The sequence below is a fragment of the Streptomyces sp. NPDC093586 genome, from assembly GCF_044764905.1.
Lineage (GTDB): Bacteria > Actinomycetota > Actinomycetes > Streptomycetales > Streptomycetaceae > Streptomyces.
The window spans coordinates 1,524-24,035 of sequence record NZ_JBIWJA010000054.1 but is presented as its reverse complement, the minus strand read 5'-3'; the positions used below and the strand labels follow the sequence as shown (position 1 = coordinate 24,035).

20 protein-coding genes and 2 pseudogenes are annotated in these 22,512 nt (G+C 69.7%); 15 read left to right on the top strand and 7 right to left on the bottom strand.

The window, feature by feature from the left end; all coding sequences use genetic code 11:
• Positions 1-355: 355 nt before the first annotated feature.
• The 6 genes from ACIRFH_RS33790 to ACIRFH_RS33765 all read left to right on the top strand — a co-directional run bounded on the left by ACIRFH_RS33790 (position 356) and on the right by ACIRFH_RS33765 (position 5,855).
• A complete protein-coding gene (locus ACIRFH_RS33790) occupies positions 356-904 on the top strand; it encodes an SRPBCC family protein (protein ID WP_403529481.1) in 549 nt (182 codons plus the stop codon).
• A 46-nt stretch (positions 905-950) separates the two neighbouring features.
• Complete coding sequence (locus tag ACIRFH_RS33785; RefSeq protein ID WP_403529478.1) at positions 951-2,342, top strand: MFS transporter; 1,392 nt, start codon at positions 951-953, stop codon at positions 2,340-2,342.
• Between the two features lie 55 nt (positions 2,343-2,397).
• On the top strand, positions 2,398-2,838 hold the full coding sequence (locus ACIRFH_RS33780; protein WP_403529475.1) for an SRPBCC family protein: 441 nt from the start codon (positions 2,398-2,400) through the stop codon (positions 2,836-2,838).
• Positions 2,839-2,941: 103 nt separating this feature from the next.
• Positions 2,942-3,784: a cupredoxin domain-containing protein gene (locus ACIRFH_RS33775; protein WP_403529473.1), complete on the top strand. Its 843-nt coding sequence runs from the start codon at positions 2,942-2,944 to the stop codon at positions 3,782-3,784.
• Positions 3,777-5,141: a multicopper oxidase family protein gene (locus ACIRFH_RS33770; RefSeq protein WP_403529470.1), complete on the top strand. Its 1,365-nt coding sequence runs from the start codon at positions 3,777-3,779 to the stop codon at positions 5,139-5,141. The genes ACIRFH_RS33775 and ACIRFH_RS33770 overlap by 8 nt, the downstream gene beginning before the upstream one ends.
• 123 nt (positions 5,142-5,264) lie before the next feature.
• A complete protein-coding gene (locus ACIRFH_RS33765) occupies positions 5,265-5,855 on the top strand; it encodes a TetR/AcrR family transcriptional regulator (protein WP_403529467.1) in 591 nt (196 codons plus the stop codon).
• A gap of 116 nt (positions 5,856-5,971) precedes the next feature.
• Here the strand turns inward: ACIRFH_RS33765 and ACIRFH_RS33760 are convergent, their stop codons facing one another.
• Positions 5,972-6,595, bottom strand: a complete 624-nt coding sequence (locus ACIRFH_RS33760; RefSeq protein ID WP_403529464.1) for a hypothetical protein — start codon at positions 6,593-6,595, stop codon at positions 5,972-5,974.
• A 495-nt stretch (positions 6,596-7,090) separates the two neighbouring features.
• Between ACIRFH_RS33760 and ACIRFH_RS33755 the strand changes: the two genes are divergently transcribed.
• The 6 genes from ACIRFH_RS33755 (at position 7,091) to ACIRFH_RS33730 (ending at position 14,640) form a co-directional block, all read left to right on the top strand.
• Entirely contained in the window at positions 7,091-9,148 is a 2,058-nt protein-coding gene (locus tag ACIRFH_RS33755; RefSeq protein ID WP_403529461.1) for an AAA family ATPase, read from the top strand.
• 100 nt (positions 9,149-9,248) lie between these two features.
• Complete coding sequence (locus ACIRFH_RS33750) at positions 9,249-10,673, top strand: FAD-dependent oxidoreductase (RefSeq protein WP_403529458.1); 1,425 nt, start codon at positions 9,249-9,251, stop codon at positions 10,671-10,673.
• 794 nt (positions 10,674-11,467) lie between these two features.
• Positions 11,468-11,905: a DUF4232 domain-containing protein gene (locus ACIRFH_RS33745; protein WP_403529455.1), complete on the top strand. Its 438-nt coding sequence runs from the start codon at positions 11,468-11,470 to the stop codon at positions 11,903-11,905.
• Between the two features lie 67 nt (positions 11,906-11,972).
• Positions 11,973-12,920, top strand: a complete 948-nt coding sequence (locus ACIRFH_RS33740; protein ID WP_403529453.1) for an ABC transporter ATP-binding protein — start codon at positions 11,973-11,975, stop codon at positions 12,918-12,920.
• 5 nt (positions 12,921-12,925) lie between these two features.
• Positions 12,926-13,939, top strand: a complete 1,014-nt coding sequence (locus tag ACIRFH_RS33735) for an ABC transporter (protein ID WP_403529529.1) — start codon at positions 12,926-12,928, stop codon at positions 13,937-13,939.
• 164 nt (positions 13,940-14,103) lie between these two features.
• Positions 14,104-14,640 (top strand): sigma-70 family RNA polymerase sigma factor, encoded by a 537-nt coding sequence (locus tag ACIRFH_RS33730; protein WP_403529450.1) that lies wholly within the window; start codon positions 14,104-14,106, stop codon positions 14,638-14,640.
• Positions 14,641-14,643: 3 nt separating this feature from the next.
• On the opposite strand, the gene ACIRFH_RS33725 is transcribed toward ACIRFH_RS33730, so the two are convergent.
• The gene (locus ACIRFH_RS33725; RefSeq protein WP_403529447.1) at positions 14,644-14,925 is read right to left on the bottom strand and encodes a hypothetical protein; all 282 of its coding nucleotides are present in this window, start codon (positions 14,923-14,925) and stop codon (positions 14,644-14,646) included.
• Between the two features lie 456 nt (positions 14,926-15,381).
• Here ACIRFH_RS33725 and ACIRFH_RS33720 point away from each other — a divergent pair, with 456 nt between their 5' ends.
• Both ACIRFH_RS33720 and ACIRFH_RS33715 read left to right on the top strand, forming a co-directional pair.
• A complete protein-coding gene (locus ACIRFH_RS33720; protein ID WP_403529444.1) occupies positions 15,382-16,053 on the top strand; it encodes an SGNH/GDSL hydrolase family protein in 672 nt (223 codons plus the stop codon).
• Between the two features lie 256 nt (positions 16,054-16,309).
• Positions 16,310-17,155, top strand: a pseudogene (locus tag ACIRFH_RS33715) (IS5 family transposase).
• 61 nt (positions 17,156-17,216) lie between these two features.
• On the opposite strand, the gene ACIRFH_RS33710 reads toward ACIRFH_RS33715, so the two are convergent.
• Positions 17,217-17,588 (bottom strand): hypothetical protein, encoded by a 372-nt coding sequence (locus tag ACIRFH_RS33710; RefSeq protein ID WP_403529526.1) that lies wholly within the window; start codon positions 17,586-17,588, stop codon positions 17,217-17,219.
• 84 nt (positions 17,589-17,672) lie between these two features.
• Between ACIRFH_RS33710 and ACIRFH_RS33705 the strand changes: the two are divergent.
• Positions 17,673-18,443 (top strand): annotated as a pseudogene (locus tag ACIRFH_RS33705) (transposase).
• Here ACIRFH_RS33705 and ACIRFH_RS33700 read toward each other — a convergent pair.
• From ACIRFH_RS33700 to ACIRFH_RS33685, 4 genes are all read right to left on the bottom strand, one after another.
• Positions 18,373-19,221 (bottom strand): transposase family protein, encoded by an 849-nt coding sequence (locus tag ACIRFH_RS33700; RefSeq protein ID WP_403529441.1) that lies wholly within the window; start codon positions 19,219-19,221, stop codon positions 18,373-18,375. The pseudogene ACIRFH_RS33705 and the gene ACIRFH_RS33700 sit on opposite strands and share 71 nt — an antisense overlap.
• A gap of 141 nt (positions 19,222-19,362) precedes the next feature.
• Positions 19,363-20,079 carry a ParB/RepB/Spo0J family partition protein gene (locus ACIRFH_RS33695; protein WP_403529438.1) on the bottom strand — a complete coding sequence of 239 codons (717 nt, stop codon included), beginning with the start codon at positions 20,077-20,079 and terminating at the stop codon, positions 19,363-19,365.
• Positions 20,080-20,094: 15 nt separating this feature from the next.
• Positions 20,095-20,799, bottom strand: a complete 705-nt coding sequence (locus ACIRFH_RS33690) for a TetR family transcriptional regulator (RefSeq protein WP_403529435.1) — start codon at positions 20,797-20,799, stop codon at positions 20,095-20,097.
• Positions 20,800-21,061: 262 nt separating this feature from the next.
• Positions 21,062-21,970 (bottom strand): cyclase family protein, encoded by a 909-nt coding sequence (locus ACIRFH_RS33685; protein WP_403529432.1) that lies wholly within the window; start codon positions 21,968-21,970, stop codon positions 21,062-21,064.
• Positions 21,971-22,512 lie beyond the last annotated feature (542 nt).

Below are 22,512 nucleotides of genomic sequence, written 5' to 3'. Positions count from 1 at the left end.
GACGGGCCGGAGGTCGCCCGTGGCCTTTCATGGGGCCGCCGGGAGGCGTCCCCGTGCAATGCGGGCCGGCCTTCGGGGTTCGCCCGCTTCGTCCGACCGGGGTCGCCGGCGTCGTGGTCGCGAATCGCGACACCGGGCGGCCCTGAGCGGCGACAGTTGACGTTCAAAGAGGCGGAGTGGTTGACTACTCACACGCCGAAAGGCGGGGAGGGGTTCTGAACTCCTTGCCTACCTCTTTCCTTGTGCAGGAAGTCCCCTTGCTTTGCCCGTTGAAGATTTTGACGGGTGACTAGTGAGTGAATAACCACACTCATGGTGTCGATTTCCTCCCTCCATTCACCTCAAAGGAATTGCCATGCTCACCACCGTCACCGCCCTCCTCGCCGCGCTGCCCCTGGCCTTCGGAAACCCGGGGCCCACGCCGATCGGTATCGATGAGTCGGCCCCCGTCATCACCCGGGACGACATCGTCATCCAGGCCCCGCTGGAACGGGTCTGGCGCGTCCAGACCGACGTCGAGAACTGGCCGGACTGGCAGCCGAACGTCAGCTCCTCGGTCAAGCAGACCCCCGGAAAGCTGCGCCCGGGCTCCTCGTGGGTCTGGTCCACCGAAGGGCTGGAGAACATCACCTCGACGGTGAAGCAGGTGCAGCCCAAGCGCCGCATCGTCTGGGGCGGCCCGGCCCAGGGCATCACCGCGGTCCACGTATGGACCTTCACCCAGGCCAAGGACGGAGTCCACGTCCACACCGAGGAGTCCTGGACGGGCGAGCCCGTCAGCGCCAACACCGAGTACCTCCAGGAAGCCCTGGACGCGTCGCTGGACCACTGGCTGCACAACCTCAAGCAGCGGTCCGAACAGCGCCACCCCAAGACCGCAGCCCCGAGCGACCAGCGCTCCTGAGCGGCAGCCGCAGTAATCCGGCCCGGACAGCTTCATGAAAGGCATCATGTCCACCCCCGTTTCCGCACCACGCCGGCATCGCCCAGGGCTCCTCCTCTCCCTCCTGGCCGCGGCGCAGTTCCTCGTCGTGCTCAACACGTCCATCGTGAACGTCGCCCTGCCCGCCATCGGCCAGGACCTGGACCTCTCACCGGCCGGTCTGGCCTGGACCGTCAACGCCTACCTCATCGCCTTCGGGGCCCTGCTTCCCCTCGGCGGCCGCCTCACCGACCTCCTCGGACATCGCACGGCCTTCCTGTCCGGCCTCCTCGTCTTCGCCGCCGGCTCCCTGGCCGCGAGCATCCCCTCGGGTGCCGGGCCGCTCATCACCGCCCGCGCCGTCCAGGGCATCGGTGCGGCCCTGCTCTCTCCCGCCGGCCTGGCCATCCTGCTGGCCCACCGGCCACAGGGTCCCGGCCGCGGTAAGGCACTGGGCGTCTGGGGCGCGGCCTCGGCAGCGGGCGGAGCGGCAGGAGTCCTGCTCAGCGGGGTGCTCACCAGCAGCCTGGGGTGGTGGGCCGTCTTCGCCGTCAGCGCTCTGGCAGCCCTGCCCTGCCTCGTGGCCACCCCCATCCTCCTGGCCCGGGGCGAGCGCAAGCGCACCGCACGACTCGATGTGCCCGGCGCACTCACCGTCACCGCCGGCCTCACCCTCCTCGTCTACGGACTCGGCGCCAAGGACGCGACCCCGTTGCCCGACTTCGTCCTCCCGGCGGCCGGCCTGATGCTGCTCTCGGCACTCATGCCGATCGAGCGACGCGCGAGGGACCCCCTGCTGCCCCCGGCACTGCTGCGCAACCGTCCCCTCGTCACCGGCAACCTCCTGATGCTGTTGCTCGGCGCGGTATGGGTCGCCACGTTCTTCTTCCTCCCCCTCTACCAGCAGAAGGTGCTCGGCTACTCACCCCTCGAAGCGGGCCTGACCCAACTCCCGCTCGCCGCCGCACTGATGGCCGCTTCCTGGGGCGCGGGACGCCTGTCCAAGACCCTCCTGCCCGGCCTGCTCGTACTCGCCGCCGGCCTCCTCTGGCTCGCCCGGCTCCCCGTCGACGGAGCGTTCCTGCCCGACCTGCTCGGTCCCTCCGTACTGATCGGCACCGGCCTCGGCCTGGCCTTCGTACCCCTGACCGCCCTGGGTGTCGCCGAAGCCGATCCCCGGCACGCCGGCATCGCGGGCGGACTGATCAACACTTCCCGACAGGTCGGCGGCGCACTGGGACTCGCGGTCCTCACTCCCCTCGCAGCCCCTGCCGCCCCCGCGCTCACCGCCCAGGCGCATGGCTACCGCCGCGCCCTCGTCGCAGCCGCCCTCATCGCACTGGTGGCCGCCGCCGCAAGCGCCGTCCACCTGCTGCGCAGCCGCACCGGTGCGGCAACTCCACTGCCCGGCAGGTCCTGAAGCACTGGCCCGAGGTGAATCCCTTGCTGAATCTCTCACCCCTCTTGAGGAGAACATGATGGACATCGACCGCACCGCACCCGTCGTCGTCGAACTGCACCAGACCGTGCAGGCACCGCTGGAGACGATCTGGCGGATGCACACCGATGTGGATTCCTGGCCGCAGTGGAACACCGGCATCGACACCGCCGTCCTGCACGGACCTCTCGCCGTCGGCGCGGTGTTCGACTGGACGACAGCCGGCCTCGACATCCGCTCCACCGTCGCCGAACTCACCCCCGAACGCCGCATCGTCTGGGGCGGCCCCGCCCACGGCATCACCGGCATCCACGTCTGGGAGTTCGAGGAGACCAGCGACGGCGTTCGGGTGAGCACCCGAGAGTCCTGGGCGGGCGTTCCCGTCGAAGCGAACCCCCACGCCATGCACCTTGCGCTCGAGGAATCGCTCCTGGCCTGGCTGCAGGTGCTGAAGACCACCGCGGAGAACCGGAACTGACCTAGGACGACCCCGCTGCCGGACCGGGAGGCGCCAGGCCCGGGCCAATCGCCTCCCCCCTTCCCGTCCCCATCCTCTCCTGCACATCCGATCCCGGAAGGCCATGCCCGATCATGACCATCACCGCCGCGCCCACCCGGCCCCGACCCCGGCCGACCGCCTGAGCATCACCGGACTGCTCACGATGGCAGTCTGCGAACTCCTCGCCCACCTGGTCCTGGGAGGACAGCCGAACCCCGGCATGGCTGCACTCGCCGTGCTGCCCGTGACCGCCGCCGAGCTCGTACGACGTCGTCTGCGCTGGGCGCCGCTCGCTGCCCTGCTCGCCGTCGTCGCCGTCGTCGCCGTCGTCGCCACTCGCACCACGGCCCTGTCCTTCGACCTCTCCCGTCCAGGCGACCCGCTGTACTTCGGCGTCGCCCTCCTGGAATGCGCGGCCGCCGGAGCGGTGATCGGACCGATCATCGCCGCGCTGCTCAAACAGCGCACTCCCGCGGTCACCGGCGGCCTCGCACTTGCCGCGGCCCTCGCACTGAGCGCCGGCGTCGTCCTCACCTCTCCACAGAGCGATGACACGGGTTCGCTCAGCGCCGAGCAGATCGCCGCCCTGCCGACCGTCGACATGGTCAACTACCGGTTCGAGCCCTCCATCCTCCGCGTCGCCCCCGGTCAGCCGGTGGCCTTCACCTTCACCAACGACACCGACGACGCCCACGCCTTCACCGTCGAGAAGCTCGGCATCGACATCGAGGTCCCCAGCGGCCGCACCCGCACGGTCGTCGTCGAGGCACCCTCCGGCCGGTACGCCGTGCACTGCTCCGTCGGCAGCCACCGGGCCGACGGCATGAAGGGGCAGCTCGTCATCACCGGCAACGACGCCACCGCCCCGCCTGCCTCGGACGCCGACCCGGCACCCGCCACCGACACGCACAGCCACCATGGCTGAGCGCTGGTCACCGCGGCTGTCGCGGCGCTCGCTGATCGTCGGCAGCGTCGTCGCGACGGCGGGTGCCCTGGTCCCGTTGGTCCGCACGGTCGCCTCGGCCGAAGTGCCGCCCGACGGTCCTCCGCTCCCCGACCTGCCTGAACTCGACCTGCGCACAGTCCCCGGCAAGCCCCGGACGAGGACCGGCACCCTCACCGCGGGACCCTCCGACGCCGGCCGCCTCGCTTACAACGGCAGCGAGCCCGGCCCCCTGCTCCGCTTCCGCGAGGGCGACCGGATCCGGCTGGCCTTCCGCAACGCCCTCGACGTCCCATCCAGCCTGCACCTGCACGGCGTGCCGATGGCACCCGACGCCGACGCACCCCTGCGGCACCTCGCGCCCGGCGACTCCGACGTCCGCGAATTCACCCTCCCGCCCGGGTCGGCCGGCACCTACTGGTACCACCCCCACGCCCACGGCGACGTCGAACGCCAGCTCCTGGCCGGACTCGCCGGCCCCGTCGACGACCAGCCCGCACTGCGGAACGCCGACGACCGTCTGCTGATGTTCACCCGGACCGGCAGGGACGTCGTCGTCAACGGCGCCACCCGGCCGGTCATCACCGCCCGAGCCGGAAGGACCAGGCTGCGGCTCCTCAACGCGACCGCCGGCGACCACCTGCTCCTCACCGTCACCGCGGAGAACGGGAAGCGGCCGGAGATCCACCTCATCGCCACCGACGCCGGACTGATCGAGCGGCCCGTCCCGCTCACCGAAGTCCTCCTCGCGCCGGGGGAGCGCGCCGAGATCCTGGTGGCGACCACCACACCGGGCCGCCTGACACTGCGTGCCCTGCCGTACTCCGTCTACGGCGACGGCGGCCAGCAGAGCACCGACCGCCCGCTGGCCGGCATCGACGTCCCCGCAGGGCTCACCCCGATCGCGCTGCCCGCCACCCTGCTGCCCGTAGAGAAACTCGCCCCGTCCGCCGCCGTCCGCACCCGCCGGATCGTCCTGGACGGAGCCGAGGACGGCTCCTTCACCATCGACGGCCGAACCTTCGACCACGACCGCGTCGACCTGCGCGCCGCCCTGAACACCCTCGAGATCTGGGAAGTGGAGAACCCCCACAGCATGGACCACCCCTTCCACCTCCACAGCTACGCGGTCCAGGTCCTCGCCCGAGACGGCAGATCCGAGCCCTTCCGCGCCTGGCGTGACACCGTCAACATCCCCGCAGGCACCACCGTTCGCCTCGCCGTACCCTTCCGCGGCAAGGGAGGCCGCACCGTCTACCACTGCCACATCGCCGCCCACGAGGACCTCGGGATGATGGGCATCCTCGAAGTCACCGAAAACGATCAAGGGAACGCTTGAAGCGCCATCGGCCCTCAGGGCTGGCTGCCGCAGACGTGATCCGTACGGCCGAAATTTGATGCAGAGAACGTTCTGTCACATACTGGGGGGAGGCTTCATCTCTCATCACCCCGAGGAGGATCCATGGCGCGACGCTCCGCAGAAGAGACACGGCTGCACATCCTGAAAGTCGCCGGCGACCTCTTCTACTCCCGCGGCGTCCGCGCGGTCGGAATGGACCTGGTGATCAGCAGCGCAGGGGTGGCCAACGCCACCCTCTACCGCCAGTTCGCCACCAAGGACGACCTGGTCACCGCCTACCTCGTCACCCGGAACAACGCCTGGTGGCAGCACCTGCGCGAAACCGCCGCCGCCGCGCCCGACGCCCGTGCACGCATCAGAGTCCTCTTCGACCTCACCCGCCAGGACATGACCCAACCCGGCTACCGCGGCTGCGCCACCCTCAACATCACCAGCGAGTTCCCCCAGGAGAACCACCCCGCCCACGCCGCAGCAGTCGCGCACAAGACCGAGGTGCAGGAATGGCTGAGCGAGCAGCTACGCGAAGCCGGTGACGCCGACCCCCAGGACACGGCAGCGAAGCTCCTGGTCATTCTCGACGGTGCCCAGGTCCTGGCAGCCGCGATGGGCACCGCCGCCCCTGGCGACCACATGGTCGAGCTCGCCGAGCAGCTTCTGGATTCGCGGCTGCCCCATCCCGACCCTGCTCCCTGATCCTCCCCGCTAAAGGCGATCTGGAGTGCGGGCATCGGCACCAGGCCGTCGACGATCCGGTCCGCCGCCGACTTCGACACCCCGAACATGGGGTGGCTGGCGGCTCGGCCTGCCTCTCAGCCGCCGCTCAGCGGAGACGCCCAGGTGGGGTCGTGGTGGGATCTCCTTGCGAGGTGGGCCAGCAGGTGCTCCGCCGCGAGGGAGACAGTGTCTTGCGTCGCGCCAGTTGCGGTCAGGGCGGCGATGACCCTTGCTGATGCTGTCTCCGGCACGTCCGGGTCGGTGAGGAGAGGAAGCAGAAGCAGGAAGCGGGTCGCTGTGTCCTGGACGCCTTCGTCCGCAAGCGACGGGTTGTCAGCGATCCGGATCAGTTCGTGCCATGTCAGCCCAGTGCCCGAAAAGCCTCCGTCCCAGCTGGCGATCCGCTCGGCGTCGCTTCCGCCTGGATGGGTGATCAGGTAGTCGGTGCTGTAGTCGCCATCCAGGTTGCGGTAGATCGCCACGACTCCAGGGCCGTCTTCTGCCGGCATCCTGAACACCGGCCAGTGCTCAGAGTCGAAGAGGACCTCGGACAAGGCATCGACATCGGCGCCGTCCTCACCGAACCACTCAGGAACCGGGCGCTCGGCACACTCTCCGTCGCCGCACATGGCCAGGAGGTAGTTCGACCAAAAGCCCGGGTGGACCAGCAGTGACTCGCCAGGCACCAACGGGCCGACGTCGTATCCCTTGATCAGCACCTCTCGATCCTGTCACCAGCCACTGACACGACCCGATGCAGGATCGGCAACGGGGTGCCGTCCAGACACGGGACAGTTCTGACGCGGATCATTCGGCCCACATCCCCCCGCAGGGGCCGAAATGAAGCAGCGGCGGCCATCGGCCGCCTCGGAAACCGATGGAAGTGGCCGGGCCTACTGGGGGTGCGATGGCCGACGGCGCCGGGGTCCAGTGCTCCGCCCCCATCGGTGCGCCGGCTTTCAGCAGGTGGAGGCGGCTGCGCGACGGTGACCGTGCCGGTCCACCAGTCCGGTTGATCGGGTGCGGGCCAGAGGACGTGGCCGTGCGGCGCGGCCGACGTCATCGGGGACGTACGCGCCCGCGACCGTCCGGGTAAACGGATGGTTCGGGGCAGGCGTGAGGATCCTCCTGTGACCCGTCACTTCGGATGAGATCATCGACGAGCTCAGACGGACCCGTTCCGCACCCGAGGACGATTCAAGAGGTACCCGATCATGACCAGCGACAGCCCGCCTCTCGTCGGCGACCGGGTGCAGCAGGCCAGGGACCGCGCGTTCACCGGGCGGACCACGGAGATTGCGGTGTTCAGGGCGGCACTGTCCGGAGCCGACGGGGCTCCTACGGTGCTCTACGTGCACGGCCCCGGAGGGATCGGCAAGTCCATGCTGCTGCGCCGCTTCGGGACCGAGGCGAGGGAAGCCGGCCGCGACGTCCTGGAAATCGATGCCCGCATCACCCAGCCCACACCCGAGGCATTCGAGAAGGAAGCCGGACAGGCCCACGCCAGCGGGCGGACGGTGCTGCTGATCGACACCTTCGAGTACTGCCAGGCGCTGGAGGGCTGGCTGCGCGACAGGTTCCTGCCCCGCCTGCCCCTCGGCACGGTCGTCGTCATCGCCGGACGGCGTGCTCCCGAGGCCACCTGGGTCTCCGATCCCGGGTGGTCCACGTTGCTGCGCGTCATCGCGCTCCGCAACCTCGCTCCCCAGGAAGCCACGGCGTTCCTGGACGCCCAGGGGGTGCCGCAGCCCGCGCAGGGCGCGCTGCTGGGATTCACCGGGGGCCACCCCCTCGCCCTGGTGCTCGGCGCCGCGGTGGCGCTCAAGGACGAGGGAGCCGACGGTTGGGAGCCCGGCCGTGACGTCATCGGAACGCTGCTGACGCGCCTGGTCGGAGACGTACCCTCACCTCTGCACCGACGCGCCCTCGAGGTATGCGCCCGAGCCCACATGACGACCGAGTCCTTGCTGCGCGCCGTCCTCGGCGACGCCGCCGCCGGGATGTTCGCCTGGCTGCGTGACCTGCCGTTCATCGAGTCCGCCCACCACGGCCTCTTCCCCCACGATGTCGTGCGCCAAGCGCTGGAGGCGGACCTGCGTTGGCGGGACCCGGAAGGGTACGCGGAGCTTCACAGCCGTGTCAGCCGTCACCTGTTCGACCAGATTCGCGTCTCCTCCGACAGCGGCATCCTGCCCGCAGTGGGCGCTTTCATGTACCTGTACCGCGATGACCAGCACATGTCGGAGTACAACAGTTGGCGGCATGGTGAGGTCCGGCTGACGGCCTGCGAACCAGCAGACCTCCCACACATACTGGATCTTGCCACCCGGGTCGAAGGCCCCCAGTCGGCCGCGTTGGCGCGACACTGGCTGGAGCGGCAACCACAGGCGTTCCGGGTGTGCCGCACCACGCGGGACGACCGCATCGTCGGCTTCTCCGCCTGGCTGCGTCTTTCCGACTATGCGGAGGCCGCAGCCGATCCGGTCGCCGACGCCGCCTGGCGCCACACCCGAGCGACCACCGCCCTGCGCAGCGGGGAGCACCTGGCAATCTCCCGCTTCACGGTGACATCACCGGAGTACCCGAAGATCTCGCCGGTCGAGGATCTGCACCAGTGGCGCTCCCTGGCCGAGGTAGCCCGCGCGGACAAGGGCCTGACCTGGACCTACATAGTCGTCAGAGCAGCAGACTTCTGGGCGCCCTACCTGACCAGTCTCGGCCTGCGACCACTGACCGAACGGCCGTGCGTCGGACACACCACCTACGCGCTGTTCGCCACCGACTGGCGAGTGAAGCCCCTGTGGGCCTGGGCCGAGCAGAAGAACCGACTGATGCTGGCCCGCACCTCCGGGGCGCCGTCCACCGCCTCGGAGACGGAAGGGGCCGCGGCCGACGAGGTGTTCGCCGTGCTCTCCCGCCCGGAGTTCGACCACGCCGTGCGGGACGCGCTGCGCACCCTGGACCAACCAGGTGAGCTGGCGATGAATCCGCTGTGCCACAGCCGGCTGGTGGTCGGCCGTGGCCTGTCTCTGCCCGAAGTCGTGCGACGCGCTGTCGACAGCCTCCGCCAACAGCGCGGAGGCGATCGGTTCCACCGGGCGTTGACCGCCACCTACCTCGGCCGGGGACGGCCCACCCAGCAGGCGGTCGCCGCGCGGCTGGGGCTGCCCTTCAGCACCTACCGCCGCCACCTCACAGAAGGAATCATCCAGCTCTGCGACGCACTGTGGCGAGAGGAGATGTACGGCACCGAGCCCACCGGCCACCCCTGAGTGAGCACCATCCGGTCGCACTGAGCAGGAACCGGTCTGGAAAGTGAGCAACGATCACGGCGAACCTGGTGATCACTGCTTGCGACCAGGAGAAGGTGTGATGAATGTAGTTGTGCTGGGCGCCGGGCCCGTCGGCTTGATGGCCGCCATGATGCTGGCCGGTGATGGGCATCAGGTCACCGTGCTGGAACGCGATGGCGCTCCGGTGTCCGACGCAAGCGGTGAGGAGCTGTGGCTCGGGTGGCATCGGCCGGGCGTGACCCAGTTCCGTCATCCGCACCTGCTGCTTCCCGCGGTGCTCAGGACCCTGGCCGAGGAACTGCCGGACGTGGTGATCGAGCTGGCGGCCCGGGGGGCGGCGATCACCAATCTCCTCGACGGCCCGCAGCGGTTCGGCAAGGTCGGCGCCTGGCTTCCGGGCGATGAACGCTTCGCCATGATGACCGCGCGGCGTCCGCTCCTGGAGGCGGCGCTCGATCATGTCGCTGCGGGAAGCGACCGGCTCGTGGTCCGCCGCGGCACCGCCGTCGCTGCACTGCTGCCCGGCAATGAGCGGGTGCCGCGGCGCCCTCATGTCTCTGGGGTGCTCACCCAGGGCGGCGAGGCAGTCCATGCCGATCTGGTGGTCGATGCGGGAGGCCGGAACTCTCCCGTGAAGAGGATGCTGCGCAACCTTGGCGCACCCGGGCCCGTCGAGGAACGCGCGGAGGACGGTTTTCTGGCATACACCCGCTACTTCCGCTCGACGGACGGCTCCGTACCGGAAATGCCGCCCGCGCACAGCGCCCACTACGCGTGCGTGTCGACCATCGCGACCTTGGGGGACGCGGACGTCTGGTCACTTTCGGTCGGCGTCTCCAGCCGGGACCGGGCGCTGCGCGCATTGGCCCGGCCGGAGGCCTGGCACCGTGCGGTAGCGCTGCTGCCGCAGGTCGCGCATCTGGCCGAATTCGGCGAGCCCGTCACGGACGTGATGGCCATGTCCGGCATGGAGAGCAGGCATCGAAGTTTCGTCGTGGACGGCGTCCCGGTCGCGACCGGTGTGCTGAGCATCGGCGACGCCTGGGCCACGACCAACCCCTTGTTCGGCCTCGGCCTGTCGATGGGGGCGCTGCACGCCACCGCGCTGCGAGATCTGCTACGTGCTAGCGCCAGTGACGACCCCGAGAAGCTGGCGACGTCGTTCGCGGACCTGACTGAGACGACCCTAGGGCCGGTCCACCGAGGCCTCGCCAGATGGGACCGGCACCGACTGGCCGAGATCGACGCCCTGAGAGCGGCTGCCCCCGCACCGTACGACACCGACGACCGGGACTGGCACATCAGGCGCGCGCTGGACACTCTCAAGTTCCGTGACCCCGACCTGCTCCGCGCGTACGCGGCCGGAGCTGCGCTGCTCACCGGACCCGGGGCGCGGCTGCCCGATTCCGAGCTGGCCGCGCGGATTGCCGGCTTCGGGCTGCGTCCGCCTTACGGCGAACCTGGCCCCACCCGGGCCGCTCTTCTCGCTGCGCTCGGAGCTTAGGTCCGACCTGGCGCCGGAGGCGGCCCCCGTCCCAGCGGTGAAACCGAACGTCGCTCTCACGGAGCAATAAGCACCGTTACGGAACCCGCACCAGCAGTGGGTCTTCACCTGCACCGGGCCATGGGCTAACCCCATCGTGAACGTCGCCACGAAGAACTGCCTGGTCATCTCGGCGTACGGGGAGGCCCTCGCCACGACACGGTTCCAGTGCGGAGACCGCAGCGCCCACACCCGGTTGACTCAAGGGCGGCTGCCCCCGCCGCAGTGCGGCGTTCCCCTCCGTGTGCCTGGACAGCAACTGGTCCTACGAGGTGTACCCACTGGCCCGCAACGGCGCCGACTACCAGAAGCGGCAGCTCAACGTGCTCTCCCGCACCTGAGTCCGCAACCGCCCCGAGCGGGCCGCCCACCGCGCCGCCCGCAAGACCCGCACGGTGGGCGGCGTGTGTCACAGCACTGTGACGACGGTGTCCGGATCAGGTGCCCGCGTCGAACCCAACGATGAAGCGGGCCGTCGTGCCGACTGAGAACACGGAACCGCGAACACCCACGCCCCGCCCACCGTCCGAGAGGAACCCCCAGCATGAACCGCCGTCTGCGAAAGTGCCTCGACCGATGCCGCCGACAAGACCACCGGCACGACCGAGGCGGCCTCCTCCGGCACCCCCACAGCCACGAGCACCCCGAGCGCCACCCAGGACCCCACGGCCGGCGACAAGGGCGACGGCGCTGCACAGACCGGCCCGTCGAAGGCCGACAGCAGCAGCACGAACGAAGGCCGGTCCTCGTCCGCCGTGAGCGGCTCCAGCGCCGGTGACAAGAGCGGCTACGGCCAGGGCTGCGGCACCAACGACCTGCAGTGGTCCGCCAAGCCCATGACCCAGGCCGGCGGCTACTACCTGGTCAGCGTCAAGGCCGAGTCCGGAATCACCTGCGTACTGCCCGCCGGCCTGCCGGTCTTCGCCTTCGGCTCCGGCGGCACCCAGGCCGGCCCCGCCGAGCAGGCCGCAGGCGAGGAGATCACCCTCACCGGCGGCAAGACCGCCTACGCGGGCGTCACCCCGAAGAGCACCGACGGCGACACCGGCACGGAATACAGCACGGTCATCGTCTCCGTCAGCGAGGGCGACCCCAACCCGCTCTCCCTCAACGTCGGCAACGTCGTCGTCGACAAGCCTCTCACCACCAACTGGCACACCGACCCCGCCGACGCCGTCCCGTTCACCTCCTGAACCGCCGACAGCACGGATATCCGCCCCCGTCGGGCGGGCACACCCACCTCAAGGAGAGACAGCGCACGTGAACAACGGCAGACACGCCGAAGAGCCGGCCATCGAGGCGTACGGTCTCGGCAGGAAGTACCGGCGGGGCTGGGCATTGCGCGACTGCTCGTTCCGGCTGCCGGCCGGCCGGATCTGCGGGCTGGTCGGCCCGAACGGGGCCGGCAAGACCACCCTGATGGGCATAGCCGCCCACATGCTCGAGCCGACGCAGGGCACCCTCCGCCTGTTCGGCACGGCCCCGGGCTCCGCGGAGGCGGTGCGGCGCACCGCGTTCCTCGCCCAGGAGAAGCCGCTGTACCGGCACTTCACGGTGGCGGAACACCTGCGCCTGGGCCGTGAACTGAACCCCGCATGGGACCAGCGGGCCGCCGAGGACCTCGTCCGCGCGGGCGACATCCCGCTGGACGCGAAGACCGGCACCCTGTCCGGCGGCCAGCGCACACGGGTCGCCTTCGCCGTCGCTTTCGGCAAGCGGCCCGATCTGCTCCTGCTCGACGAGCCGATGGCGGACCTCGACCCGGTCGTCCGGCAGGAGCTGATGGCGACCGTCCTGGCCGAGGCCGCCGAGCACGGCACCACCGTACTGATGTCGACGCACGTCCTCGCCGAACTGGACGACATGTGCGACTTCCTGGTCGTCGTCTCCGGCGGCACGGTGCGCCTGGCCGGGGACGTGTCCGAACTGCTGGCCCTGCACACCGTGATCACCGGACCGGCCGACGACGGCGCGGCCGTGCCGGACGCACTGCGCCGGTACACCGTGATCGAATCCCGCGCGGCCGGCGGGCAGTTCTCCGCCCTCCTGCGTTCCGACACGCCTGTCACCGGCCCATGGCAGACCTCGGCCCCCGGCGTGGAGGACCTCCTGCTCGCCTATCTGCGCTCGGCCCAGGCACCGCCCCTGCTCACCTCCACCGCCCAGGTCCCGCACCGCACGCACGGCGTCGGGGCGGTGGCCGCGTGAGCAGCATGACCGGCCTCACCGGCGCGCCCGGCACTACGGACGCTCCCCCGAAGCACTCCCGGTTGCCCCGGCTGCGCGGGCTGACCTGGCTCGTCTGGCGTCAGCACCGCACCGCCTACTGGACCGTTCTCGCCGCCTCCGCCGGGTGCCTGGCATGGATCGTCTACCAACGGACGGCGCTGACGGACTTCCTCACCGGCCACGGCTGGCCGGCCAGGTCCGTCGACGACCTGGGTACGGAACTGCAGCCGTACACCTCCGACTTCCAGCCCGTCTCCATGGCGCTCGGGCTGATCCCCGTGCTGCTCGGCGTGTTCATCGGCGCGCCGCTGTTCGCGGGCGACCTGGAGAACGGCACGGCCAAGCTGGTCACGGCCCAGTCCGTCAGCCGTACCCGCTGGCTGGCGGTCAAACTCGGGGTGACGGGACTGGTGATCGTGGTGGCGTCCGTCGCCCTGTCCGTGGCGTTCGGCTGGTGGTGGAGCCCGGTCAGGGGCACGGCCACGGTGCTGGACTGGACCTCGGGCTCCGCGTTCGACACCACCGGACCGGTTCCGGTCGCCCTGTCCCTGCTGACGTTCGTGGGCGGGGCAGCGATCGGGGTGGCGCTGCGCCGCACGCTGGCGTCCATGGTGGTCACCTTCGCCTTCGCCGTCGCCGTGCAGCTCGTCTGGAGCCACTTCCGGCTGAGCCTGGGCGACCCGGTCGTCCTCACCACGGAGCGGGGCGTCACCGCCGAGGACTCCTTCCCGGTGCTGCCCGGGGGCGCGTACCAGCTCGACCAGTCGTACCTGACCGGGGACGGGGACCTGCTGGGCTGGAGCACCTGTGTGCAGGCGGCGGACGAGCAGGCCCACGCCGCCTGTCTGCGCGCGGCGGACGTGGTGGGCTGGAGCGTGGAGTACCTGCCGATCTCCCAGATGGGCGGAATGCAGTGGCTCGGTGCGGGCATCGTGCTGGCCCTGACCGCCGGTCTGACGGTGTTCCTGTTCGTGTGGGGCCGCAAGCGGCTCGTCTGACCAAATCCCCCTCCTCTCCGCCCTTCGGAGACGTACGTGAGGGCCCGGACGCCGGCCCGCGTCCGGGCCCTCACGTGTCTTGCACAACGTGAACCGACTGGGGATCCCGTACCGATGGAGAGACGGGAGCACCGGATTCGCATCACGACAATGGCTGGAAGATCATGAACAAGGAGCAGACGGCCGAGCCGCTCGCGGACGCCGAACGGTTCGTGCGTGACGTCTACGCCGCCCACGGCAAGGATTTGCTGGCCTTCGCCGCTCGCCGGCTCGACAACGACTGGCACCGGTCGCAGGACCTGATCCAGGAAGCGGTCCTCAGGGCCTGGCGGCACAGCGACTCGCTCGGCCTGACCTGCGAGGGGATACGCCCGTGGCTCTTCCGGGTCGTCGGCAACCTCGTGATCGACGAGCACCGGGCCCGGGCGGTACGCCCCGGCGTCGCTCACGAAAGGGACGACGTGGCCGTCCCGGTGGGCGACGGCCTGGACCGACTGCTGACCGCCCACATCGTCCGGGAGGCGCTGGACGACCTCACCGAACAGCAGCGCGAGGTGCTGCGGGAGACGTACTTCTACGGGAACAGCGTCGCCTGCACCGCCGAGCGCCTCGGCGTACCGCCCGGCACTGTGAAGTCGCGGACGTACTACGCGATGCGCGCGCTCAAGCGCGCCCTGACCGCCCGCGGTGTCCTCGGCTGAGGCTCACCGCGAGGCCCGATCGTCGCCTGCCTTGCGGAACCGGTGGTGGAAGGGGGCGAACAGTACGGCCAGCAGCATGCCGCAGGCGATCTGGAAGGCCCAGCGGAGCCAGCCGCCCGGGGCGTCGGAGACACGGTCCAGCAAGGTGTGGGAGAAGGGGTAGGCGACTGCCGCGCCGATCAGCACCAGCCACCAGGGACCGGACCAACGGCCTCGGGCGGCGGCGGTGGCACCGAGGGCGATGACGATGACGACGGCCATGAGGGTGCTGAGGGTGGTGTGCATGGATGCTGCCTTCCGCCCGGAAAGGGCTGTGCTGGTGAGGGGCCCGCGCGGGGGAGGAGGCTTCTCCCGGCGGACGCGTACCTGTTGCTACGGCTCGCACGTCCGCCCGGTTCGGTCTCGCCTGTGAGCTTCTGCCGGGAGGAGTGAACCGGCGTCCAGGGCTCCTCGTCGTGCTCTACGCGAGGCCCGTATCCGCGGTGAACCATCGTCTTCTACATCAATTCTTGACTCTCAGGGGCATAATGACGCAGAACTCAGGACGGCTGCCCGGCGTGTACCGGACGGCCGTGGTGACCGCCATGGCCGGAGCGAGCCTGGTTTCGCTCGCGGCGCCGACACAGGCTGCCACCGACGGTCCGAACTACGTAGCCATGGGCGATTCCTACGCCGCGGGGGCCGGACTGCCGGGGGTGAAGGACGCCGAATGCGACCGCACCACGGGCAGCTGTCCCTCCCTTGCCCGCCGAGACCTCGGCGGGCAAGAACCGGGCGTTCAAGGACGTCACGTGCAGCGGTGCCACGACACGCGGCATCTGGAACCCCCAGGGATCCAAGCCGCCGCAGATCAACGCGCTGACGCCGAACACCAAACTGGTCACTCTGACCATCGGGGGCAACGACGTCGGCTTCACGGGCGTGCTCGCCACCTGCGCGCTGGTGAAGTCTTCGGACCCCGACGGCAGCCCGTGCAAGAAGCAGTACACCACCGGCAAGGACGTGCTCGGTGAGCGCATCAACACTGTAGAGGGCCGCGTCCGCGAAGCGCTCACCGACATCAGGCGCCGCAGCCCCGACGCGAAGATCATCGTGGTCGGGTACCCGGCCCTCTTCCCCGACAACGGGGCGGGCTGTGCCGAAGTGCCCTTCGCCAAGGGTGACTTCGCCTTCCTGCGGGACACTGCGATGAAGCTCAACCGCGCGCTGGCCCGCCGGGCCGCCGCCGGCGGCACCGGCGTCTCCTGCGCGGACACCTACGCACCCACCGTCGGGCACGACATGTGCCAGTCTCGCTCCCGCCGCTTCATCGAGTCCCTGACTCCGGGTGCGGGCGCCATGGCGGCCCACCCCAACGGCTACGGTCATCTGATGATGGCGGTCGCGGCCTACGACCGAATCCTCAAGCCGTAGGCGGCAGGCGACCCGTGCCCATGGCACGGACCGCCTCTGCATCACCCTGCTCGGCCCGGTGATCCGGCCGGGGGCGGTGCCAGTCGCTACTGCCCGGCTGTGTTCAGCAGGCCATCGTCCCGCCCGCACCGCTCCAGATGTGTCTCCAACGCCGAACGCTCGGTGTCGTCCAGGGCACCGAACAACCCCGGCTAACTGGCTCTAACAAAAGCGGTTGATCATGTGACTGTCGACTTGATCGCTCGTTGATGAGGGCATGGGGAAGCGTCAGTCGCGGCCGTGGATCGTGTCGGACGAACTGTGGTCGCTCATCGAGCCGTTGCTGCCCGAACCGGCGCCAAAGCAGGTGGAGGGACGGCCGCGGGTACCCGATCGGCAGGCCCTGTGCGGCATCCTGTTCGTCCTCCACACGGGCATCCAGTGGGAGTACCTGCCCCAGGAGCTCGGCTTCGGCTCGGGCATGACGTGCCGGCGGCGCCTGGCGGCCTGGAACGAGGCCGGCGTCTGGGACCCAGCTGCACCAACTGCTGCTGAACAAGGTGCGGTCGAAGAACCAGCTGGACTGGTCCCGGGCGGTGATCGATTCTCCCCCTGGCTTCGCCGGGGGCACCTCACCCACGTCCGGGCCGCACGACGAGGCCCAGAAGCGGACCCAGCCCGGTCGACCGCGCACGACCGGGCAGCAAGCACCACATCATCACCGACGGCCAGGGCATCCCGCTCGCGGTGTCGCTGACCGGCGGCAACCGCGGGCGACGTCACCCAGCTGCTGCCCCTCGTGGACAAGATCCCGGCGGTCGCCGGCGTTGTCGGCCGACCCCGACGCCGCCCGGACATGCTCTTCGCCGACCGCGGCTACGACCACGACAAGTACCGCCGACTCCTTCGCGAGTGGGGCATCCGTCCGGTGATCGCCGAACGCGGCCAGCCCCACGGCACCGGCCTGGGCACCTTCCGCTGGGTCGTCGAGCGGACGATCTCCTGGCTGCACGGCTTCCGTCGGCTGCGCATCCGCTGGGAACGACGCGACGACATCCACGAGGCCTTCCTCGGAATCGCCGTCTGTCTGATCACGCACCGACACGTCCAGAGGCTTTGTTAGGGCCAGTAAGAGATGTTCCCGTAACTGCAGGTCGTCTCCGACAGGGGACCGCTTGCGACAGTCAGCCGAAGAGGAGATCAACGCCCTTGCCCAGGCAGTACTTCATGACGGTGACCAGTTGGCGGGCGTCGTCGACACGTTGCTGGAGAACGAGGTCACCGTCCTCGGGGCGGAGCTGATCGATGATCGCCTCCAGCCTGGGCAACATGGCTGCGCATTGAGCGGCTGTGAGGGATCCGTCATCGTCTGGGTGGTCGAGCAGTGGTGTCAGTGTGGTGGAGACACTGCTCCACTCGCGGTCTCCACCGAACCCGCGCATCTCAGCAAGGGCGAAGCCCTCTGTGTCGGCGAGCCACTGCCTGAACATGTGGAAGCCGGTGTAGGACCAGGAGGCGTCAGGGCTGGTCACGTCGCCGTCTCCGGGGAAAAGCATGAGCCCCACCGTGTCCCCCTTCGTTTGCCTGGTGCCCAGGATCAGTCGCAGGGCGAGGTGTCGGCAACTGAAAAGATCTGCCGCATGGCTGGTGTGATCACGGCGTCGAAGCCCTCCTGGGCAGCCCCGTTCACCGGGTTGAGCCCGCGCCAGTTCACCAAGCTGATCACCGCACTGCGGCGCGAGGGTGCTGACCCGGTCCGTAAGGGTCGGCCGTGGTCGCTGCCGTTGGAGGACCGGGTCCTGCTGGTCGCCGCGTACTGGCGTACGAACCTCACCCTGCGGCAACTGGCGCCGCTGTTCGGGGTGTCGAAGCCGGCCGCCGACCGGATCATCGTCCACCTCGGTCCTCTGCTCGCGTTCCATCCCCGGCAGCGGTTCCGCAAGGGCACGGTACTGATCGTGGACGGAACCCTGGTGCCCACCCGCGACCACACCGTCGCCGAGCAGTCCAAGAACTACCGATACTCCACCAACCACCAGGTCGTCATCGACGCCGACACCCGACTCGTCGTCGCTGTCGGCCGACCGGTCACCGGCAACCGCAACGACTGCAAGGCATGGGGACTCTCCGGGGCCAAGGACGCCGTCGGCCGCACCACGGTGATCGCGGACGGTGGCTACCGCGGCACCGGCTTGGTCATCCCGCACCGCCGTGACTCCGGACAGACTGAACTCCCGGACTGAAAGGAAGAGCACAACGCCTCTCATCGCAAGATCCGCGCCCGCGTCGAGCACGCCTCCGCCCGCATGAAGACCTGGAAGATCCTCCGCGACTGCCGCCTCAAAGGCGACGGCGTCCACCACGCCATGCTCGGCATCGCCCGCCTGCACAACCTCGTCCTCGCCGGATGACCGGGAAAGAACGCTGGTCAACTGCCATGGCGTAGATCATTACGGGACAACGCTTACGAGCTCGTGCACGGTAGGCGGTGAGGCGTCGCTCAACGCGGATGCGTCGGGAGGAGTGGGCCTTGCGTTGGCGCTCGTGCATCTCCTCGTACCAGTCCGGGGCGTTCTTCTTGAACTTGCGGTGCGGTGGCGTCACCACGCGCCCGCCGGTCTGGGCGCCCAGACCCTGGTAGCCGGCATCCGCGAGGATCTCCAGCGCCGGCCCGCCGCCCAGGAGCCTGACCGGCCCTAATGGGCGGGCATGGACGATGTCTGCGCAGCTGCCGTGCTGAGCCGGACTGCAGAAGAGGACGCGGCCGTCGCCGTCCGTGACAGCCATGGTCCTGACCGCGTTCTGCATGTTCTTGCCGGAGATGAACTGGTCCCGGTCCTTGCGCCCGGCGGCCGGGCGCCTGACGCGGATCTCGGTTCCGTCGATGATGCCGGTCTTCCCGCTGGTTCCGAGGTGGTCGACGACCTCGGCCAGTGTCCGCAGCCGCGCACCCGGGCTGATGGCGCACCCTCGCTCGGCGAGCAGTGGCCGTACCTCGCCGATGGCACGGGTGATGGTGGAGCGGTCCACACCGAACCAGCAGGCCAGCACGTCATGAGTGACGGCATGGCGCAGATGCACGAGCGTGGCCAGGAGCCGGTCGACGAACACCAGCCGGTGCTTCGCACCTGCGCCCACAGCCGCTTCCGCGGCCTGGACGCGAGCTCGGCCTGGTGCCGTGCGTGCCACAACGGCCCCACCTCGGCAACGAGTTCAGCGATCACGTCAGCCGACAGGCCCGTGATCCTCCGGTCGCTGACGATCACTGCACGAGACGCGTTCCCCACCACACGACCATGATCGACGATCGGGAGCCCGACGCCTCACCGCCTACCGTGCACGAGCTCGATAGGGAGCCGATGATCCACAGGGTGTCCTCCCGGTGTCGTCCGATGCGGGCCGGACACGGCGCCGCCCTCGCCCGCAGCGGGGCAGAGCGGCGTACCGGCGCATGTCCCGGAAGGCGGTCAGCTCGCCCTGGAGGACGAGTTGCACCATCTCGTCGGACAGGCGCAGCGGCCCGATCCGCTGGTTGAACCACGCCTTCGACTTCCCCATCGCACGGGCGGCGGTGGCCTGGTTCCCGTTGTGGAGTTCGAGCATGGCTCGCAGGCCGTCGGCTTCCTCGATGGGGTTGAAGTTGGCGCGCTGCACGTTCTCCGACAGGACCGCGGCGAGGAACCGGACGCGGGTTTCGGTGAGGTCGTGCCGCAGCATCAGGTCGAGGCTGTCGAGGCCGACCTGGCGGGCTGCGCGCCAGCGGCGTTCGCCGGCGGCCATGACGTACCGGCAGGTGTCGGGCAACTGGTCTTCGTGCTCCGGGAACAGCTTCAGGTAGGCCGTCCTGTTCACGGTCACGCAGGGCTGGAGCTGCCCGTTGCGCATGTCCTCACCGAGTTCGGTGAGTTCGGTCTCGTCGAAGACGCGGCGCGGGTTGAGGGGGGTGGGGGCGACGGTGTCCGGGTGGACGTGGACGTGGATGAGGTCGGGGCGGCCGGCGCCGGGAACGGCCTCCACCTTGCCGGCGGCGAGGGAGGCGAGGGACACACGCTACGCCGACTGTCAGGTGCACCTGGTCCGAGGTGCTTTTCGGTGGTTGAGGAGGGCATCGGCTGAATGATCTGACACCGACTGACTACTGCTGCCCGCCTGATCCTGATGATGCGCAGAGCCGACCGGCTGGGCCGACAGGCCGGCGATGAGGAGGGTGCAGACGGACTGGAGCGCGGTTTCGGCTTCGGGGGTGTGCCACTGCGGGGCGTGGGCGGGGTGGTGGTAGGCCATGGTGGCGTTGAAGACGACCTGGGCCGTCGCTGTGGGGTCGGCGGTGTGGAAGTCGCCGTTGTCGACTCCTTCGGTGATGATGCCGCGCAGTTGCTCGATGAGGACGGCGACGTGGTCGGTGGCCACGGTGGTGTGTTCGTCCACCAGGATGCGGTAGGTGGCGAAGAGCTCCGGGTCCTGGGACGTCATGTTCCGTTTGCAGGTGAAGAGCGTGGTGAGCCAGGCGCGCAGGCGTTCGGGGGGCGGCAGTGCGGTGTTCGTCGCGAGGGCGTTCAGGTCTGCGTGCGCGCGGCTGATCCAGCGCCGGGTGACTGCTTCCCGCAGTGCCGCCTTGGACGGGAAGTGCCGGTAGACGCTGGCGTGGCTGACGCCCAGAGCCCGTGCTACGTCCCGCACCGTGGCTTTCTCGGGGCCGTATCGGCGCAGCACGGTCTCGGTGGCGGTCAGAATGGTCTCGGCGTCCAGCGTGCGTGTGGCGTTCATCAGTAATCGCCGCCGTGGACGGTGGGGCGTGTGCCGCCGCTTTTGGCGGCTGTGGGGAAGCCAGTGCGGTGCCGGGGGGCATCGCATCGAGGCATGGCGCGGTGCGTCGTGGTGGCCTCCGTTTCACCTGCGGCGACGATCATGTTCGGTGTCCTCATGGTGGTCAGGTTCTCATGCTGTCGTGTCGTCGGGTTCGACTGCCCGGTCCGGCCGCCGAGGACGGGGGGCACGAGTGCGGCTCCGCCCTCGGCGGCCGGCGCCTTCAGAAGAGGGCGAGCGGGTTCACCGGTACCCCGGTCAGTCCGTGGATGCGCGGGGGCGCGACCGTGAGGAGGAAGGAGTAGCGGCCGAACTCGGCGCAGATGGCGGCGAGTTCTTCCACTCTGGCGGCGTCGATCAGTGGCATGCCCATCAGGGGCAGGCCGACTCCGTGCAGTGGGGCGGGGCAGGCGGGGTCCAACGGGGGGTGTGCGTCGCCGATGTCACCTGCGTAGAGGGACACCCCGCGTACGTGCATCCACCGCACCGCGTCCAGGCTCATGCCCGGCATCGGCCGGGTGGGGTCGGGTGTCATGTCCCACCCGCAGCGCACCACCAGGGCGTCTCCCGACTCCAGCCGTACGCCCTCGCGTTCCTCGGCCGCGTCGAGGTCCTGGGAGGTGACCGCATAACCGCTGGGCAGCGGGCCGTCGGACGCCAGGTCGAGCAGGACTCCGCGAGTGGTGATCCCGTCGGCGAAGGCCGTGGTGGAGCCGTGCCTCGCACCGGCCGGCGTCACGCTCTCCCCCAGGGGGCGGCCCGGGTAGACCTGGCCGTCGCGAGGCATGTGCGCCAGGGCGTCGAGATGGGTCGAGCGCGGGTGGTGGTTGGTGACGACGATGACTTCGGCCGTCGCCATCGCCGGGGAACCGGTGTACACCATCACCTGCTGGACCGGCGAGGCGTCCTGGACGGAGGGTGCGAACGGGCCGCTGACGAGCGGCGTCGGCCGGATCGGCAACGCCAGCGAGACCGTCCGACCCGTACGGACCTCCGCGGCGCCTCTGGCCCGGGCTTCTTCGGTGATCAGGTTGAGCGTGCCGAGCTCGTCGTCCTCGCCCCACCGGCCCCGGTTGCTCGGCAGTTCATGCGGGTCGCCGCTCGGCGTGGCTGCCGCGTCTCGTGTGTCCATGTCTGAGGACCCTACGGAGGAGAAGGTACGGATTTCGTAAAGCGTAACCCGTACCTCATGCCGACGGGGCTGCCGGTGCATGGTTCTCATCGCTTCGCGCCCAGTGGCCACGACGACTCGCCCGCCGGTGGTGGATGACCCACGTCGCACCACGCTGCATACCCGGTTCAGCCGGTGGGTCCTGGCCGGCTGATCAGTCTCTCCCGAGCAACGGGGGAACCTCAGCCGACGCCTTCCCCTGCACCCAGCAGGATCAGACCCGTCTCATCCTGTCCGGATGCGGACGGCTTGCTCTCCTCGGCCACTGTGTGCCTGCCCTTCCGCGCTCGACATGACCTGCCCGCTGTACCGGCCACGCGCATCATGCCCAGCACCCGGGCATCACGCGCAGTGGTCATCCGGGCACTATCGGTCGTGAGGGCGGGGCCGGCAGCGTACGCGGCCCTGCCGACGACTCCGGGCGGGGGCCCCCCCGGGGGGGGCGGGGGCCCCCCGGGGGGGGGGGGGGGGGGGGGGGGGGGCAATAAAAATTTTTTGTTAAA